The organism is Sagittula sp. S175, assembly GCF_049800975.1.
In the GTDB taxonomy this organism is placed as follows: Bacteria; Pseudomonadota; Alphaproteobacteria; order Rhodobacterales; family Rhodobacteraceae; genus Sagittula.
The window spans coordinates 5,001-20,324 of sequence record NZ_JBNAGB010000010.1; the positions used below are offsets into that span (position 1 = coordinate 5,001).

Consider the following 15,324-nt stretch of genomic DNA (forward strand, 5'->3'; position numbering starts at 1 on the left):
GCTTGGTAGGCCATTACCCCACCAACTACCTAATCAGACGCGGGCCGATCCTTCCTTCCCCCTAAGGGCGTATCGAGTTTTACTCCCAGTTTCCCGGGGCTATCCTCAACAGAAGGGCACGTTCCCACGCGTTACTCACCCGTCCGCCGCTCACCCCGAAGGGCGCGCACGACTTGCATGTGTTAGGCCTGCCGCCAGCGTTCGTTCTGAGCCAGGATCAAACTCTCAAGTTGAAACGCGTTACCGCGTATCCTTGACGTTCGAACCTCTGCACATCTCCAATACTCAGCGCAACTTTGGGGCCGCGCCTATATCCACCCGGCTAAGGAAGGATACGTATTGGAAGTCATCTGTTTGATAACGTGCTTCAGGTTTCATCAGAAACCGAAAGCCGCTCAAACAGTGAAGCTGACCTTTCCATCATCGGACCTAAATCCTAGGAAAGTCGATATGAGAGGGTTGATCCATCGATCGGACCAGAGCCGCCCACATATCTCTTCAGATACCAGCGATGTCAAATAACGTAGAGACAAAAACCGAACCGGTGCGCCCTAACTTCCGGCGCGCCCGCCCGTCAATGCCTCTGATTTTCTCCGCTTCCCTTCGCCTCAGTCCCGCCTCTCAGCGTCACATCCGCTCCGTTCCGCGTCCCAACCAGCACCTCAGCGCCGCCGGTGAAGGGGTATCTACTTAGACCATCACAGAGTCGCAAGAGCTTTTTTCAAAAAAGTTCCGCTGACCCGGCGGCACCGGCGAGATTTCTGCGCCGAAGCGCCGGACGCCCTCGCGAAACCCAATAAAACAAGGGGGATCACAGACGCCCGAATTTTGGTCGTCGCAGAAGAAAATCCCCGTGGCCCTGTCTGCCGCAGGCCGCTCAGGGCGCGTTTCCACGCAAGGTTGCCAAATCACCCGACTCGTATCCGCGATGCGGGTCAGACCCCCGTGTTCGCAGCCGCAGGATACGGGTCCAATGTAACAAGAAAGGCGGCCCCTCCGGAAAAGCGCCGCCTTCGATCAGGGATTCGAGGCGCGTCAGGCCGCGCGCGGGAATGCCTTTGCGTCGCCCACAACCAGCGAGTCATGCAGGGCCTTGATGGCTGCGCCCATGTCGCCCCGGGGCATGATGTACTGCACATCCACGTTGCGCGGCCCCTGCGAAGCCCCCAGCGACGCAAGCCCCGCGCCGTCCAAGGCCAGCAGACCACGGGTCAGCACGGACAGGCCGTTCAGGTCGCGCCCAACCACCGACACCAGCGCCAATTCGCGGGTGCTGATCTCGGACTGCGGGTATTTCGCCGCCAGGTCCTTTTCGACGCGGCGCACATCGGGGAGCGGCGCATCAACGTAATGCGTGATCGTATTTGCGTTCGAGACCTTCGACACGATGCGCACGCCATGACGGGTCAGCGCCTCGAGGATTGCGGCGTCGTAGCCTTTGACCCCCACCATGTCCTGTTCGAAGACTTCCAGCGCGAGCACGTCGAGGCCGGTGACGATCTCGACTGCCGCTTCTTCGGCGGGCTGGTCGTCGATCAGGGTGCCGGGGTCCTGCGGTTCGAAGGCATTGGTCACGCGCAGGGGTACGCCTGCCTGCCGCAGGGTCTTGGCAGCCGAGGGGTGGATCGCCTCCATACCGAGGTTCGCCATCTGGTCAGCCACGTCGTAGTTGGTCCGGCCCAGCTTGCGCACCTTGTCGGCACCGACCAGATTCGGATCGGCGGACGACAGGTGGAATTCCTTGTGGATGATCGCCTCGCGCGCACCGGTCAGCGCGGCCATGCGCGAGAAGGTCACCTCGGAATAGCCACGATCGTATTCGCGCATCAGCCCCTCGGAACATTGCGCGTAGCCGGTGACGATGGGCATCTCGGCCATCGGGTCCACGCCGTCGAGCGCCGAAGTGATGCGCTGTTCCAGCGTGACCTCTGCCTCGTCGCGCCAGCCGGTCAGGTCAACCAGCCGCGCATTCACTCCCGCCCGCGTCAACAGCAGCACTGCAACAAAGGCAGAATGCGCCTCGCCGATGCCGGACAGGAGTTCGCGGATTTGCAGGAGATGCGCGTTTAGCCGGAAATGTCCATAAGAGCAAAGCCGACCGAGATCCACGAGGCAGGTGCGCGCGCCTTCGATGCGGTCCTGCACCATTGCCGTGGCAGCGTCGATGTCGTCGGGGTGATCCAGCACGTTGCAATGCGCCGCGATCATGGCGGCGGCCGCGTCGTCCAGCGCGGCATTCCAGGCCCCTGCCCCCTTGCCATCGGCAAAGCAGGCGTAGGCGCCAGGCGTGCCGGTCTTTTTGTGTTCCAGCAGCAGGTTGGTGATGCCGCCGAAGGCCGAGACGACGAAGAACCGCCCGTAGTCAGTCCGCCCGTGGTCGGTAAAGACCGTGTCGCGCAGTTCATCGAGGCGGGACATGGAAGTCCCGCCGATCTTTTCGACCGTATGGCTCATGGCTTACGCGTCCTCCAGGGCGGGGGCGGCATAGGAGCCATCGGCCTGATGCACCTCGTTGCCGGTCACCGGCGGATTGAAACAGCAGGCCATAACCAGTTCCTCCTCCGCGCGCAGGATGTGGCGGTCGTGCTGGTCGAGCGCATACATGACGCCCGGCTTGATCGCATGCGTCTCGCCGGTGGCGAGATCGGTGATCGAGCCCTTGCCCTGCATGCAGTAGACGCTTTCGAAGTGGTTCTTGTACTCGAAGGTGTGCTCCGATCCGGCCTCGAGGAAGGTGATGTGGAAAGAAAAGCCCATCTTGTCGTGGGCCAGCAGCATGCGGACAGAGGTCCACTGCGCATCGGACACGACGCGGTCGGGGTCATTCTTGGTGATTTTGTTGAAGTCGCGAACGATCATGTCTGTTACTCCGCTGCCATTTTGGTTGTGGAAAGGACGTCACGCGCGGCGGCGATCAGGATGTCGAGGCCGCGTTGCAGCGTTTCGTCGGGTGTCGTGAGGGGGGCGAGGATCTTGACCACCTCGTCGTTTGCCCCCGAGGTCTCGATGATGAGGCCACGCTCGAAGGCGAGGGCGCAAATCTCGCCCGCCAGCTCGCCCGAGCCGACGTCGACGCCGCGCATCATGGAACGGCCCTTGAGGGTCGCGCCGGGGATCATGTCGGCGATGGCTTGCAGCCCCTTTTCGACGATCGCGGCACGGCGCGCGATGTCCTGCTGGAAGGTGTCACCGGTCCAGAATTTCTCCAGCGCGACGCGTGCCGTGACGAAGGCATGGGTGTTGCCACGGAAGGTGCCGTTGTGCTCGGCCGGGGTCCAGATGTCGTGCTGCGGACGGATCAGCAGCGCGGCGAAGGGCAGACCGAAACCGGACAGCGACTTTGCCAGCGGGATCAGGTCGGGTTGCACATCCATCTCCTCGAAGGAGAAGAACGTGCCGCAGCGGCCGATGCCCGCCTGGATGTCGTCGAGGATCAGCAGCGCGCCGTGCTTTTTCGCCAGGCGACCGATGCCTTCGATCCATTCCTTGGACGCGGCGTTCAGACCGCCCTCGCCCTGCACCGGCTCCAGCAGGAAGGCGGCGGGGGCGTCGATGCCCGAAGACGGGTTGTCGAGCATCTGCTCGATGATCGCCAGCGTGTCCACGTCGGGACCAAAGGCACCCTCAAAGGGCATACGGGTCACGCCATGCAGGTCCATGCCGCCGCCGCTGCGCTTGCCCGCGTTGCCGGTCGCCGCCAGCGCGCCCATGGTCATGCCGTGAAAGCCATTGGTGAAGGCGATCACGTTCGACCGCCCGGTCACCTTGCGCGCCAGCTTCAGCGCGGCCTCGACGGCGTTGGTGCCGGTGGGGCCGACCATCATGACCTTGTGGTCCATGCCGCGCGGCTTCAGCACGGTGGACTCGAAGGTTTCGAGGAAGGCCTGCTTGGCCTCGGTGTGCATGTCGAGACCATGGGCCACGCCATCGTTCGAGATATGCTCGATCAGCGCGGCCTTCATGTCGGGATCGTTGTGGCCGTAGTTCAGGGACGAACAGCCCGCGAGGAAGTCGATGTAGGTGCGCCCCTCGGCGTCCGTCATCTCGGATCCGGAGGCCTTGGTGAACACGGTGTCGAAGCTGCGGCAGTAGCTGCGCGCCTCGGATTCACGGCGCTTGAACACGGAAATTGTCGAAGCGGTCATGGACTGCTCCTTTCTATATGTACAGGTGATGGGAAGGGGGGTTGGGCGCGCGTTACGCGGCGCGCTCCATCCGTTCGGACGCCAGGTCGATTGTGACCATGTTCTCGGTCTTCTGGCGGTCTTCGAAGTGCTGCGATTGCAGGAAGTGCGGTTCGCTGTCGAGCGTGCCGCCCTGGATGCGGGCGAACTTGCGGAACATGCCCCAGGACGCCGCATTGTCAGCCGTAATGGTGGTCTGAAGGCGCTGAACATTCTCGCAGACGTCGCGGTTCAAAAGCGATTGCAGCATCAGCACGCCGAGGCCCAGACCACGCGCGCGCTCGGACACGGCGACCTGCCAGACGAACAGCGTGTCATCCGCGTTCGGCGTCAGGTAGCCCGAGATCCAGCCGACGACCTCCCCGTCCAGCTCGGCCACCACGCAGGTGTCGGCGAAATGATCGCACTGCAACAGGTTGCAGTAGATCGAATTCTCGTCGAGCGGCTTGCACGCGCGCACCAAGTCCCAGATGGCCGGGCCATCCTCGGCTGCGGGCTTGCGCAGGTTGGGGATACTCGTACGGGCAAGGTCACGGGGGTGCTGCATGTGTCTCTCGTCGGCTGTTTTCTTCGATCGTCAAAGTATCGTCGTTCCAGATTATTTCAATAGGCAAAGTAGTTTTTTTGACATTTCGCCGGAATATCCCATATTTTACCCCATAAATCCAAGTTTTATGGAGGCAATTAACTTTGATTAACGAAACGAAAGCGCCTTGTGAACCATTGGAAGCCCCGGTAGTCTGGCACCTGAGAGTGACAGGAGAGACAATGGACCGCGTCGATGCGAGCCTGATCGCCCTGCGGCGCATCATCCGCGCCACGGAGCTTTATGGCAAAGACCTCAAACAGGTGGCGGGCATCACCGCAGTCCAGTTCCGGGTGCTTCAGATCATCGGCGAAAAAGGCTTTGCCACGGCAAAGGAAATCTCGACCCGGATGCGGGTCAGTCAGGCAACGGTGACGTCCCTGGTGGACAAGCTGGTGCGCGAATCCATGGTCACGCGCGAAAAGTCCAAGACCGACGGCCGCCAGATCGACATCTGCATCACCGAGAAAGGCCAGACCACGCTCGACGCCGCGCCGGACCCGCTGCAACAGCGATTCGTCCGCAAGTTCGCCGCGATGGAGGACTGGGAGCAGGCCATGCTGATGGCAGGGTTGGAGCGAGTCGCGCAGATGCTGGACGCCGATGACCTTGATGCCTCCCCGGTGTTGGACACGGGTGACATAAAGCACTAGCTGGCCCGTCACGGTATCGTGACCGGCCGAAATGTCCCTTATTGGCGACATCCGGTCGCACCTGCGCCATGCGGGCACGCTTTCTTTGTTAACGTTTCGTTACGCAAACAACGTCCGCGACAACAACAGAAGGAGGGGACATGTTCCAGAAAATCGCCATACCCGTCGATCTCGCCCATGCCGACAAGCTGGGCAAGGCCTTGGCCACCGGGGCCGATCTCGCAAAGCGCCACGGCGCAAGCGTGACCTACATCGGGGTGACAGGCACAGCGCCCGGCAAGACGGCGCACTCTCCCGAGGAATACGCCGCGAAACTGGCGGACTTCGCCAGCGCACAGGCCACGGAACACGGCATCGACGCCATGTCCGAAACCGTGACCGCCCATGATCCTGCAATCGATCTGGACAAACTGCTGGTCGAAACGGTCGGCAAGCTGGGGGCCGATCTTGTCGTCATGGCCACCCATGTACCCAACGCCGCCGATTACCTCTGGGCCGCCCATGGCGTCTCGATTGCCGGTCACGTGAAGGCGTCGGTTTTTCTCGTGCGCGACGTTTGACGCCCGCAACAGGACACAAAAGGAAAGAGAGGACACATGACGGACCAGAGCACTGGTGCCGGGGACGGGATACCCGCACCTGACGGCCAATCCCATATCATCGACACCGAATACGAAATCGGCCAGGACAACGTCGAAGGCAGCGTCGGCCCCTTCGGGTTCGACATCCACAACCCGGTCTTTGCCATCTCCGGCCTCGCGATCGTGGCCTTCGTCTTTTACACGCTGGCACTGCCGGAACAGGCGGGGGCGGCCTTCAGCTGGCTCTTCAGCGCGGTCACGACGCGCTTTGACTGGTTCTTCCTCGGCGCGGCGAACATCTTTGTCATCTTCTGCTTGCTGCTGATCGTGACGCCCGCCGGCAACGTTCGCCTTGGCGGCACGGCAGCCACCCCGGACTACGGTTATGTCGGCTGGTTCGCCATGCTGTTTGCGGCGGGCATGGGCATCGGCCTGATGTTCTACGGCGTGTCGGAACCCATGAGCCACTTCTCCTCCTCGCTGGGCGGCACCGCCGTGGGCGAAGACGGCATCCGCACCGACTGGGCCCCCTTGGGCGCAGCAGCAGGAAACGAAGCCGAGGCTGCACGTCTGGGCATGGCCGCGACGATCTTCCACTGGGGCCTGCACCCCTGGGCGATCTATGCCGTGGTGGGCCTCGCGCTGGCGCTGTTCTCGTATAACAAGGGCCTGCCACTGACGATCCGCTCGGCCTTCTACCCGATCTTCGGGGACCGCGTCTGGGGCTGGACCGGGCATATCATCGACATCATCGCGGTGTTTGCCACGCTCTTTGGCCTTGCCACCTCGCTGGGCTTTGGCGCGACACAAGCCAACGCGGGCCTGAACGAGTTGTTCGGCATCCCGGTCAGCTCCACCACCGAAGTCATCCTGATCTCCTGCATCACCGCCGTGGCGCTGGTGTCGGTGCTGCGTGGCCTCGATGGCGGGGTAAAGGTCCTGTCCGAGATCAACATGGGCCTCGCCTTCCTGCTGCTGATCTTTGTCCTGCTGGTCGGCCCGACCATCTGGCTGCTGACCTTGTTCGCGGACAGCCTGCTGGCCTACCTGCAATACCTGCCCGCCCTGTCGAACCCGATCGGCCGTGAAGACGTGAACTTCAGCCAGGGCTGGACCGCGTTCTACTGGGCCTGGTGGATCAGCTGGTCGCCGTTCGTCGGCATGTTCATCGCGCGCGTCAGCCGTGGCCGTACCGTGCGTGAATTCGTCGTCTGCGTGCTGCTGATCCCTTCGCTGGTCTGCGTGCTGTGGATGTCCGTCTTTGGCGGCACGGCCCTGCACCAGGTCATCACGGACGGCTATACCGCCGCGCAAGACGCGAGCCTCGAACTGAAGCTGTTCAAGATGCTCGACGCGCTGCCGCTGACCCAGATCACCTCGATCATCGGCATCGTGCTGGTCGTGGTGTTCTTTGTCACCTCGTCGGACTCCGGCTCGCTGGTGATCGACACGATCACGGCGGGTGGCAAGGTCGACGCGCCGGTGCCGCAGCGCGCCTTTTGGGCGATCTTCGAAGGTGCCGTGGCCATCGTGCTGCTGCTTTCGGCGGGCGGTCTGCAATCGCTGCAATCCATGGTGATCTCCACGGGCCTGCCCTTCACGCTGGTTCTGCTGGTGATGTGCTGGGCGATCTGGCGCGGACTGGCCAACGAGCGCCGCGCGATCAAGTGAAAATGAGGGGCGGGGCCTCATGGCCCTGCCCCAACTTGCAGGCATGATAGAACTGTCCGAGGCGGGAATTGACAGCCCGCCCACCCCGCAACAAAAGTTGCGAAAGGCCGGGAGGAGGTCCGGGCCACAAGGACAGGGATTTCCCAGATGGACAAACCGGTACTTCGCGTCGGACTGATCGGCTCGGGCTTCATGGGCAAGGCGCATGTCTTTGGCTATGCCACCGCCGAAAAGGTCTTTGACCTGCCCGCCCGGATCGAACTGCACACCGTTGCCGACATCACCGATGACGCTGCCGCCCGCGCCGCCCATGCGTTTGGGTTCGCCAATGCCACGAGCGACTGGCGCGCCATGGTCGCCAACCCCGAGATCGACGTGGTGAACATCACCTCGCCCAACGCGCTGCACAAGGAGATGGCGTTGGCCGCCATCGCCGCTGGCAAGCATGTCTACTGCGAGAAACCCCTCGCCCCCACCGCCGCAGACGCGCTGGAGATGACGGAGGCCGCAGAGCGTGCGGGCGTGAAGACTCAGGTGGGGTTCAACTACCTTTGCAACCCGATGCTGAAACTGGCGCGCGAGATGATCGAGGCCGGGGAACTGGGCGAAATCCGTGGTTATCGCGGGCTGCACGCCGAGGATTACATGGCCGATGCCTCGGGCTGCTACACCTTCCGGCACGACCCGGCGGGCGGCGGCGCGCTGGCGGACATCGGCAGTCATGCGCTGGCGACGGCGGAATTCCTGCTGGGGCCGATCAGCCGCGTCATGGGTGACTGTGTGACGATGATCCCGCAACGCCCGGACGGCTACGGCGGCAAACGCGACGTGGAGGTGGACGACGTGGGCCGCGCCTTCCTGCGCTTTGCCAATGGCGCCACCGGCAGCATCGAGGGCAACTGGATCGCCACGGGCCGCAAGATGCAGCACGACTTCGAGGTCTACGGCACCAAGGGCGCGCTGTGCTTCAGCCAGGAACGGTTCAACGAGCTACACTTCTTCTCGACCGCCGATGCGCCGGGCCGTCAGGGTTTCCGCCGGATCGAGGCCGCGCCCACCCATGCGCCCTACGGCAACTTCTGCGTCGCCGCCGGACACCAGATCGGGTTCAACGACCTGAAGGCGGTCGAGGTGGCGGGCTACGTCAACGCCATCCACGGCGGCGCGGACGAGCCGTTCAACTTCCGCAAGGGTCTGGGCATACAGACGCTGGTGGAGCGCATCCAGCAAAGCTCGCGCGAGGAGCGCTGGCTGGACGTCTGAAAACCTGACCCGCGTCAAGGTGCGCGGGTCGCGTCCGTGGGACAATAGCCTCCTCTGAAAGGGAGGAGGCGACCATGGCAACGGCACATCATCACATCGTCGGCGGCGGCATCGCCGGTCTTGCGGCGGCGGTTTACCTCGTGCGGGACGCGGGCGTCGCGGGCGAGGATATCACGATCCACGAACAACTCGGCGTGTCGGGCGGGTCACTGGACGGGTCTGGCGATGCGCAACAGGGCTACCTCGTGCGCGGCGGGCGCATGTTCGAGGAGCATTTCGCCAATACCTTCGACCTGCTGGGGTCCATTCCCTCGGCGGACGATCCGACCGTTTCGGTCAAGGAAGATGTCCTCGCCTTCAATCAGATGGTGCCGGGGTCGGGCAATTGCCGCCTGATCCGCGACGGCAAACCCGCCGAGGACCGGTTCACGCTCGGCCTGTCTCCGCACGACATATTCGACATCAACCACCTGATCCTGCACCCGGAAAACGGGCTGGAGCAGCGCACCATCGACAGCTGGTTCCGCCCGGAGTTCCTCGAATCGAACTTCTGGATCATGTGGGCCACGATGTTTTCGTTCCAGCCGTGGCATTCCTTGCAGGAAATGCGCCGCTACCTGAAACGCTTCATCCACCTCTTCCCCGGGTTCACCCGGATCGAAGGCATCCTGCGCACCCGCTACAACCAGTATGATTCGATGATTGCGCCCATCGTGGCGTGGCTGCGGGCGCGCGGCGTGCGGATGGAACTGACCAAGCAACTGGTGGATGTGACTCTGGAGGGCACTCGCCAGTCGCGGCGCATCACGGCGCTCAGGATGCAGGACGGCAGTTCCATCGCCGTGGGCGGCATGGATTTCGTCTATCTCACCCTCGGGTCGATGACCGATGGCTCGGCCCTTGGCGACAACGACACCGCGCCGGTGCTGGACGACGCGCCCGGCGGTGCTTGGACGCTGTGGCGCAAGCTGGCCTCGGAGCACGAGGGCTTTGGCCGCCCCGAGGCGTTTTGCGGCGACACGCAAAAGACCGCGTGGAATTCCTTCACCGTCACCCTCGACGGCCCGGATTTCATCGAGTTCATGGAGGACTATTCCGGCAACCGCACCGGCACCGGCGGGCTGGTGACCATCGCGGATTCGGGCTGGCTCATGTCCTTCGTGATCTTTCACCAGCCGCATTTCCGGGGCCAGCAGCACGGGCGTTATGTCTTCTGGGGCTACGGGCTGCGCGGCGACCGTCCCGGAGACGTGGTGAAGAAACCGATGTGGCAGGCGACCGGCGACGAGATCATCACGGAGTTGGCCCATCATCTGCGCCTGACGCCCGAACAGAAAGCATGGTTCGACACCGCAAAGGTCCGCCCTTGCCGGATGCCCTTCATCACCAGCCAGTTCATGCCCCGCCGCCCCGGAGACCGCCCGGGCGTACGCCCCTCCGGCGCGGCGAACTTTGCCCTGATGGGGCAATTCGTGGAACAGCCCCGCGATTGCGTGTTCACCGTGGAATACTCGGTGCGCTCGGCCCGCGCGGCGGTTTCGGCCCTGACGCATCGTATCGATCCCCCGCCGCCGGTGGCGCGAACGGACCTCGACCCGCTGGTGCTGGCACGGGCCGCGAGAGTGCTGATGGGGATCTGACGACCCGGCGCAGGACGCACAACAGACCTGCGCCGACGCAGGGGAACCAAACCGCGTGATGCGTGGTTGATGCGTCATGCACGATCTCGCCAAAGCCCCGCATGACTCCGAACACTCCAACGCCAAGGCCATCCGCGACCCGGCGGACGAGGCCAGCGTCTTTCGCGCCTCCCGCCTCTCCGCCCGCCTGATCTACGAGGTCATCCGCCGCGACGGCGAGGAGGAGCTGGAACGCCCCACCGTCTCGCTGATCTATTCCGGCATCGCGGCGGGCATCCTGATCTCGCTTTCGGTCATCACGCAGGCCGTTTTGAAACACCACCTGCCCGAAGCCGACTGGGCGATCCTGATCGAGGCGCTCGGCTATTCGGTCGGCTTCATGGTGGTGATTTTTGGCCGGATGCAACTGTTCACCGAGAACACCATCACGACCGTCCTGCCCGTGGTCACGCGCCAGTCGCTCAGCTGCCTGCTGAGCATGTTCCGGCTCTGGGGCATCGTGTTGGTGGCCAATATCGTGGGCGCAGCCATCGCTTCGTGGTTCTTGCACATGCCGGACCTCATCCCGCTCGAGGCAACCGAAAGCCTGCTGGCCGTGGCCCATCACGCCACAGACGGCACAGCCACCGCGAACTTCTACCGCGCCATCCCGGCGGGCATCATCATCGCGGCAGTGGTCTGGATCATCCCCGCCGCGCAGAACAGCGCGTTTTTCGTGATCCTCGCGATGACATGGCTCATGGCCGCAGCGGGCTTTGCCCACGTCATCGCAGGATCGGTCGAGGCAGGCCTGCTGATCTGGTACGGCGAAAGCAGCATATGGGAGATGTTCACCCGCTTCTTCCTGCCGGTTCTGGCGGGGAACGTCGCGGGCGGAACGGCGGTGTTTACCCTCCTCACCTGGGGTCAGGTGAAGAACGAAGTGACCAAGGTCTAATCCGCACCGCCGAACAGCGTCCCCATCCCGCCGTCCACCCGCAGGTCGACTCCCGTGATGAACCCGGCGGCGTCCGAGGCGAGGAAGACTGCCGCCTCGGCCACGTCCCAGGCCGTGCCCTGCCGCTTCATCGGCACCTTTGCGGCGCGCTGGTGGGACAGCTCGACACGGTCGCTGCCGGGCTTGATGAAGGCAGCCGCGTGCGGTGTGTCGATCATGCCGGGCAGGACGCAATTCGCCCGGACGCCGCGCGCCGCGTATTCGATGGCGACGGATTTGGACATGCGCTGCAAGGCGGCCTTGGATGCCTCGTAGCCCACGTAGCGATAGGGTCCATTCGATTCCCCTGCGAGGCTGGAGATGTAAACTATGGCTCCACCACCGTCCTCGAGCAGGGGTAAGGCCGCCTGCGTGCAATGGAACGCGGCGTCCAAGTTCACCGCGAAGACCTTTTGCCAGCTGTCAAATTCCGTGACCTCCACGCCGCCCGGTTTGCTGATCCCGATGTTGAAATGCAGCACGTCAAGGCCACCCATGGCCGTGCGCGCCGCCTCGGCCATTGACCGCGCCGCCTGCGGGTCGGTCATGTCGCCCGCGAAAACATGCGCCTGCCCGCCCTCGTTGCGGATCACCTGTGCGGTGGCCTCCGCCGCCTCGGGCGCGCGGTCGACGCACAAGACCTGCGCCCTTTCGCGGGCATAGAGCACCGCCGCCGCCTTGCCATTGCCCCAACCGTCGCCCACCGATCCGGCCCCGATCACGGCAACCCGTTTGCCCGCAACACGTCCCGTCATTCGAACACCTTGTTTGGAAGCCACATGGCAAGGTCGGGAAAGGCAATGGCCAGCCCGAGGATCACCAGTTGCAGCAGAACAAAGGGGATGATCCCCGTGTAGATGTCCCGCATCGACAGCAGGTTCCCCGCCGCACCTTTCAAGTAGAACAGCGCAAAGCCAAACGGCGGCGTCAGGAAGGACGTCTGAAGGTTCAGCGACACAAGAATGGCGAACCAGTAGATCATGTCGCCGCGCGCCACATGGTCGCCAAGATCCATGGCCTGCACGATGGGGGCAAAGATCGGCAGCATGATGAGCGTGATCTCGATCCAGTCAAAGAAGAACCCCATGACAAAGATCATCGCCATCATGGCAATCAGCAGGCCCCATTCACCGAACGGCAGCGCATTGGCGGTTTCGACGATGAAGTGCTCTCCGCCGACCTTGCGGAAGATATAAGAAAACGCCGTCGCGCCGACGAAGATGAAGAAGAGCATTCCCAGCGTCTTGATGCTGCCGTCCATGCTGTCGTTCAGCGTCTCGCGGTTCAGCCGCCCGCGCAGCGCGCCCAGCAGCAGCGCGGCAAAGACGCCCACCCCCGACGCCTCGGTCGGGGTGGCGATGCCGCCAAGAATCGATCCCAGCACCGCGACGATCATCACCAATGGCGCCAGCACCGACTTCAGCGTCTCCAGCCACAGGCCCGAGGTATCCTCTGCTGAGGCCGGCGCCTTGGGCGCGATAGACGGCTGCAGGGCCGAGCGCACAACGATGTAGACCACGTAGGCCAGCGACAGCAGCAGGCCCGGGATCAGTGCTGCAACGAACAACCGCCCCAGCGAGATCGACAACAGATCGCCCATGAAGACCAGCATGACCGACGGCGGTATCAGGATACCCAAGGTCCCCGCACTGGCCACGGTCCCCGCCGCCAGCCCCTTGTCATAGCCACGTTCCACCATCGTGGGGATCGCCAGCGTCGTCAGCATCACCACCGACGCGCCGATGATGCCCGTCGCGGCGGCGAGGATCGTGCCCATCAGCACCACCGCCAGCGCCAGCCCGCCGGGGATCACGCGCATCAGCCGTTGCAACGTGACCAGCAAGTCCTCGGCGATGCGCGTCTTCTCCATGATGAGGCCCATCAGGATGAACATGGGCGCGGCCACCAGCACGGCATTCTCGATGGTCCCGGAGAAAATCCGGTTGGGCAGCAGCGTCGCATGCACCATCTTCATATCGCCGGTCCAGACAGCTAGCAGGCCGAAGACCAGCGAAATGCCCATCAGCATCACCGCCACCGGCGCGCCGGAAAACAGCGCCACGATCAGCGACAGGAACATCGCGCCGGGCAGCGCGGCAGAGATCAGCTCGATCATATCCGCGCCTCCAGATCGGGGCGCTTCAACGCGGCGAGCGCGCGCAACAGCACCGACAGACCGCCAAGGATCGTCAGCACAGCCCCCAGAGGAATCATCGACTTGATGATCCAGCGATTGGGCAGGCCGATGCCGCCGGGCGATCCCTCGCCACGCTGGAACGACCGCAGGGTAAAGTCGTAGCCATACCAGGTCAGCAGCGCCATGAAGGGGATCAGGAAGGCCACAATCGCCACGATCTCCACCCACAGCCGCGTGTTGCGGCGCATGTGCTGGCTGACGAGGTCGATGCGGACATGGGCGTTTTCTACGTAGGCATAGCCGAAACACAGCACGGCAATCGCGCCGTGCAGGTGCCATTCCAGCTCCTGCAACTTGAACGACCCCGTCGCAAAGAAACGCCGCCCGATCACATCATAGAGGATCACGGCCATCAGCAGCAGCAACAGCCAGCCACAGAGTTTCGCCACCGCGCGGCAAGGCAGGGCCAGCCGCTCGGACCACGTCAGCAAAGTCATGAAGTACCTATGGGAAAAGGTGCCGGGCGGTTATGAGGAGCCCGCCCGGCAGGAGGATCACTTGATGTAGGCGAGGTCCGACCACTTGGAGAAATTCGCGCGGAACTCCGACAGGCTCTCCCATGCGCGCTTGAAATCCGAGTCCGCCTCGGACTGCTCGGCAACCACTTCGTCCCAAGCGGTCTGGAAGGCGCCCATCATCTCGTCGTTCCACTTGTGGACCGTGACACCGGCGGCCTCCAGATCGGCCAGCGGCTGCAACTGCTTGGCCTCACCCTCGGCCGAGGTCAGCGCGACGTTGGCCTGACAGGCGGTCTGGATGGCGAACTGCTTCTGCTCATCCAGACCGTCCCATACGTCCTGATTGACGATAAAGGTGATCAGCGAGGTCTGCTGGTGCCAGCCGGGGAAGTAGTAGTTCTTGGCGTAGTCGTTCATCGACACGGACTTGTCGATCAGCGGAAAGGACACCTCGGCGGCGTCGATCGTCCCCAGCCGCAGGCCGGTCAGCGTGTCGGCGACGGGCATGGACTGCGCCTCGACCCCCAGCTTCTGCATGACGTTGGCGCCAAGGCCGAAGATCCGCATCTTCACGCCCTGCAGGTCGGCGGGGGTGTTGATTTCCTTGGCGAACCAGCCCGAGGCCTCGGGGACGAGGATGGTGCACAGCTCGGTGTGGATGTTGTAGGGCGCGGTGATCTCGGCCCAGATTTCCTTGCCATCGCCGTTGTACCACCACGCGGTGTATTCGCGCACGTCCGGGCCAAATGGCACAGCGGTAAAGATCGCCGCCGAAGGAATGATGCCCTGCGCGAAACCGGGCGAATACCAGCCCGCGTCCACCGCGCCGGTGCTGATCGCGTCCCACATCTCGTTGCCGCCGACAATGGCGCCGGGTTCGTTGAACTCGATGGTCAGGTCACCGCCGGTCAGCTTTTCCACCTGCTCGGTCAGACGCACGCCGCTGTCGCCCAGCAGGGGCAGCGAGGACGGATAGATCGATTGCATGACGAGGCTTTCGGCATGGGCCGCACCGGCCAGCGCCATGGTCAGCGCGACCGCAGAGGTCAGGGTTTTCATCAGGTTTCCTCCCAAATTTGCATTGATCCACATTGTGGATACATCTCCCTAGCATG

The 15,324-nt window shown here is 63.4% G+C and carries 14 protein-coding genes and 1 rRNA gene (1 of these 15 cut by a window edge); 6 read left to right on the forward strand and 9 right to left on the reverse strand.

All coding sequences use genetic code 11. From position 1 onward, the window contains the following. The 5 genes from ACP16H_RS13800 to ectA all read right to left on the reverse strand — a co-directional run. Positions 1-233 (reverse strand): 16S ribosomal RNA (locus ACP16H_RS13800); it reaches 1,218 nt to the left of the window's first position. 802 nt (positions 234-1,035) lie between these two features. After that, positions 1,036-2,454, reverse strand: coding sequence for an aspartate kinase (locus tag ACP16H_RS13805; protein ID WP_425072889.1), 1,419 nt, complete (start codon positions 2,452-2,454; stop codon positions 1,036-1,038). Between the two features lie 3 nt (positions 2,455-2,457). Continuing rightward, complete coding sequence (locus tag ACP16H_RS13810; protein ID WP_425072890.1) at positions 2,458-2,859, reverse strand: ectoine synthase; 402 nt, start codon at positions 2,857-2,859, stop codon at positions 2,458-2,460. 5 nt (positions 2,860-2,864) lie between these two features. After that, positions 2,865-4,145: a diaminobutyrate--2-oxoglutarate transaminase gene (ectB, locus tag ACP16H_RS13815; protein WP_425072891.1), complete on the reverse strand. Its 1,281-nt coding sequence runs from the start codon at positions 4,143-4,145 to the stop codon at positions 2,865-2,867. Between the two features lie 52 nt (positions 4,146-4,197). Continuing rightward, a complete protein-coding gene (gene ectA / locus ACP16H_RS13820; protein ID WP_425072892.1) occupies positions 4,198-4,731 on the reverse strand; it encodes a diaminobutyrate acetyltransferase in 534 nt (177 codons plus the stop codon). A gap of 221 nt (positions 4,732-4,952) precedes the next feature. Between ectA and ACP16H_RS13825 the strand changes: the two genes are divergently transcribed. From ACP16H_RS13825 to ACP16H_RS13850, 6 genes are all read left to right on the forward strand, one after another. Beyond that, complete coding sequence (locus ACP16H_RS13825) at positions 4,953-5,423, forward strand: MarR family winged helix-turn-helix transcriptional regulator (RefSeq protein ID WP_425072893.1); 471 nt, start codon at positions 4,953-4,955, stop codon at positions 5,421-5,423. 140 nt (positions 5,424-5,563) lie between these two features. Further along, on the forward strand, positions 5,564-5,983 hold the full coding sequence (locus tag ACP16H_RS13830; RefSeq protein ID WP_425072894.1) for a universal stress protein: 420 nt from the start codon (positions 5,564-5,566) through the stop codon (positions 5,981-5,983). Between the two features lie 36 nt (positions 5,984-6,019). After that, positions 6,020-7,675: a BCCT family transporter gene (locus ACP16H_RS13835; RefSeq protein ID WP_425072895.1), complete on the forward strand. Its 1,656-nt coding sequence runs from the start codon at positions 6,020-6,022 to the stop codon at positions 7,673-7,675. 147 nt (positions 7,676-7,822) lie between these two features. Further along, positions 7,823-8,938, forward strand: a complete 1,116-nt coding sequence (locus ACP16H_RS13840; protein WP_425072896.1) for a Gfo/Idh/MocA family protein — start codon at positions 7,823-7,825, stop codon at positions 8,936-8,938. Positions 8,939-8,982: 44 nt separating this feature from the next. After that, positions 8,983-10,578, forward strand: a complete 1,596-nt coding sequence (locus ACP16H_RS13845; RefSeq protein ID WP_425073031.1) for an oleate hydratase — start codon at positions 8,983-8,985, stop codon at positions 10,576-10,578. Between the two features lie 76 nt (positions 10,579-10,654). Continuing rightward, positions 10,655-11,515, forward strand: a complete 861-nt coding sequence (locus ACP16H_RS13850; protein WP_425072897.1) for a formate/nitrite transporter family protein — start codon at positions 10,655-10,657, stop codon at positions 11,513-11,515. On the opposite strand, the gene ACP16H_RS13855 is transcribed toward ACP16H_RS13850, so the two are convergent. The 4 genes from ACP16H_RS13855 to ACP16H_RS13870 are packed head-to-tail and all read right to left on the reverse strand — an operon-like array spanning position 11,512 to position 15,268. Next, positions 11,512-12,309, reverse strand: coding sequence for an SDR family NAD(P)-dependent oxidoreductase (locus ACP16H_RS13855; RefSeq protein WP_425072898.1), 798 nt, complete (start codon positions 12,307-12,309; stop codon positions 11,512-11,514). The two genes, ACP16H_RS13850 and ACP16H_RS13855, sit on opposite strands and share 4 nt — an antisense overlap. Continuing rightward, complete coding sequence (locus ACP16H_RS13860) at positions 12,306-13,670, reverse strand: TRAP transporter large permease (protein ID WP_425072899.1); 1,365 nt, start codon at positions 13,668-13,670, stop codon at positions 12,306-12,308. Before ACP16H_RS13860 ends, ACP16H_RS13855 begins: the two co-directional genes overlap by 4 nt. Then, positions 13,667-14,188: a TRAP transporter small permease subunit gene (locus ACP16H_RS13865; protein ID WP_425072900.1), complete on the reverse strand. Its 522-nt coding sequence runs from the start codon at positions 14,186-14,188 to the stop codon at positions 13,667-13,669. The genes ACP16H_RS13860 and ACP16H_RS13865 overlap by 4 nt, the downstream gene beginning before the upstream one ends. A 57-nt stretch (positions 14,189-14,245) precedes the next feature. Further along, entirely contained in the window at positions 14,246-15,268 is a 1,023-nt protein-coding gene (locus tag ACP16H_RS13870) for a TRAP transporter substrate-binding protein (RefSeq protein ID WP_425072901.1), read from the reverse strand. Between the last annotated feature and the right edge of the window lie 56 nt (positions 15,269-15,324).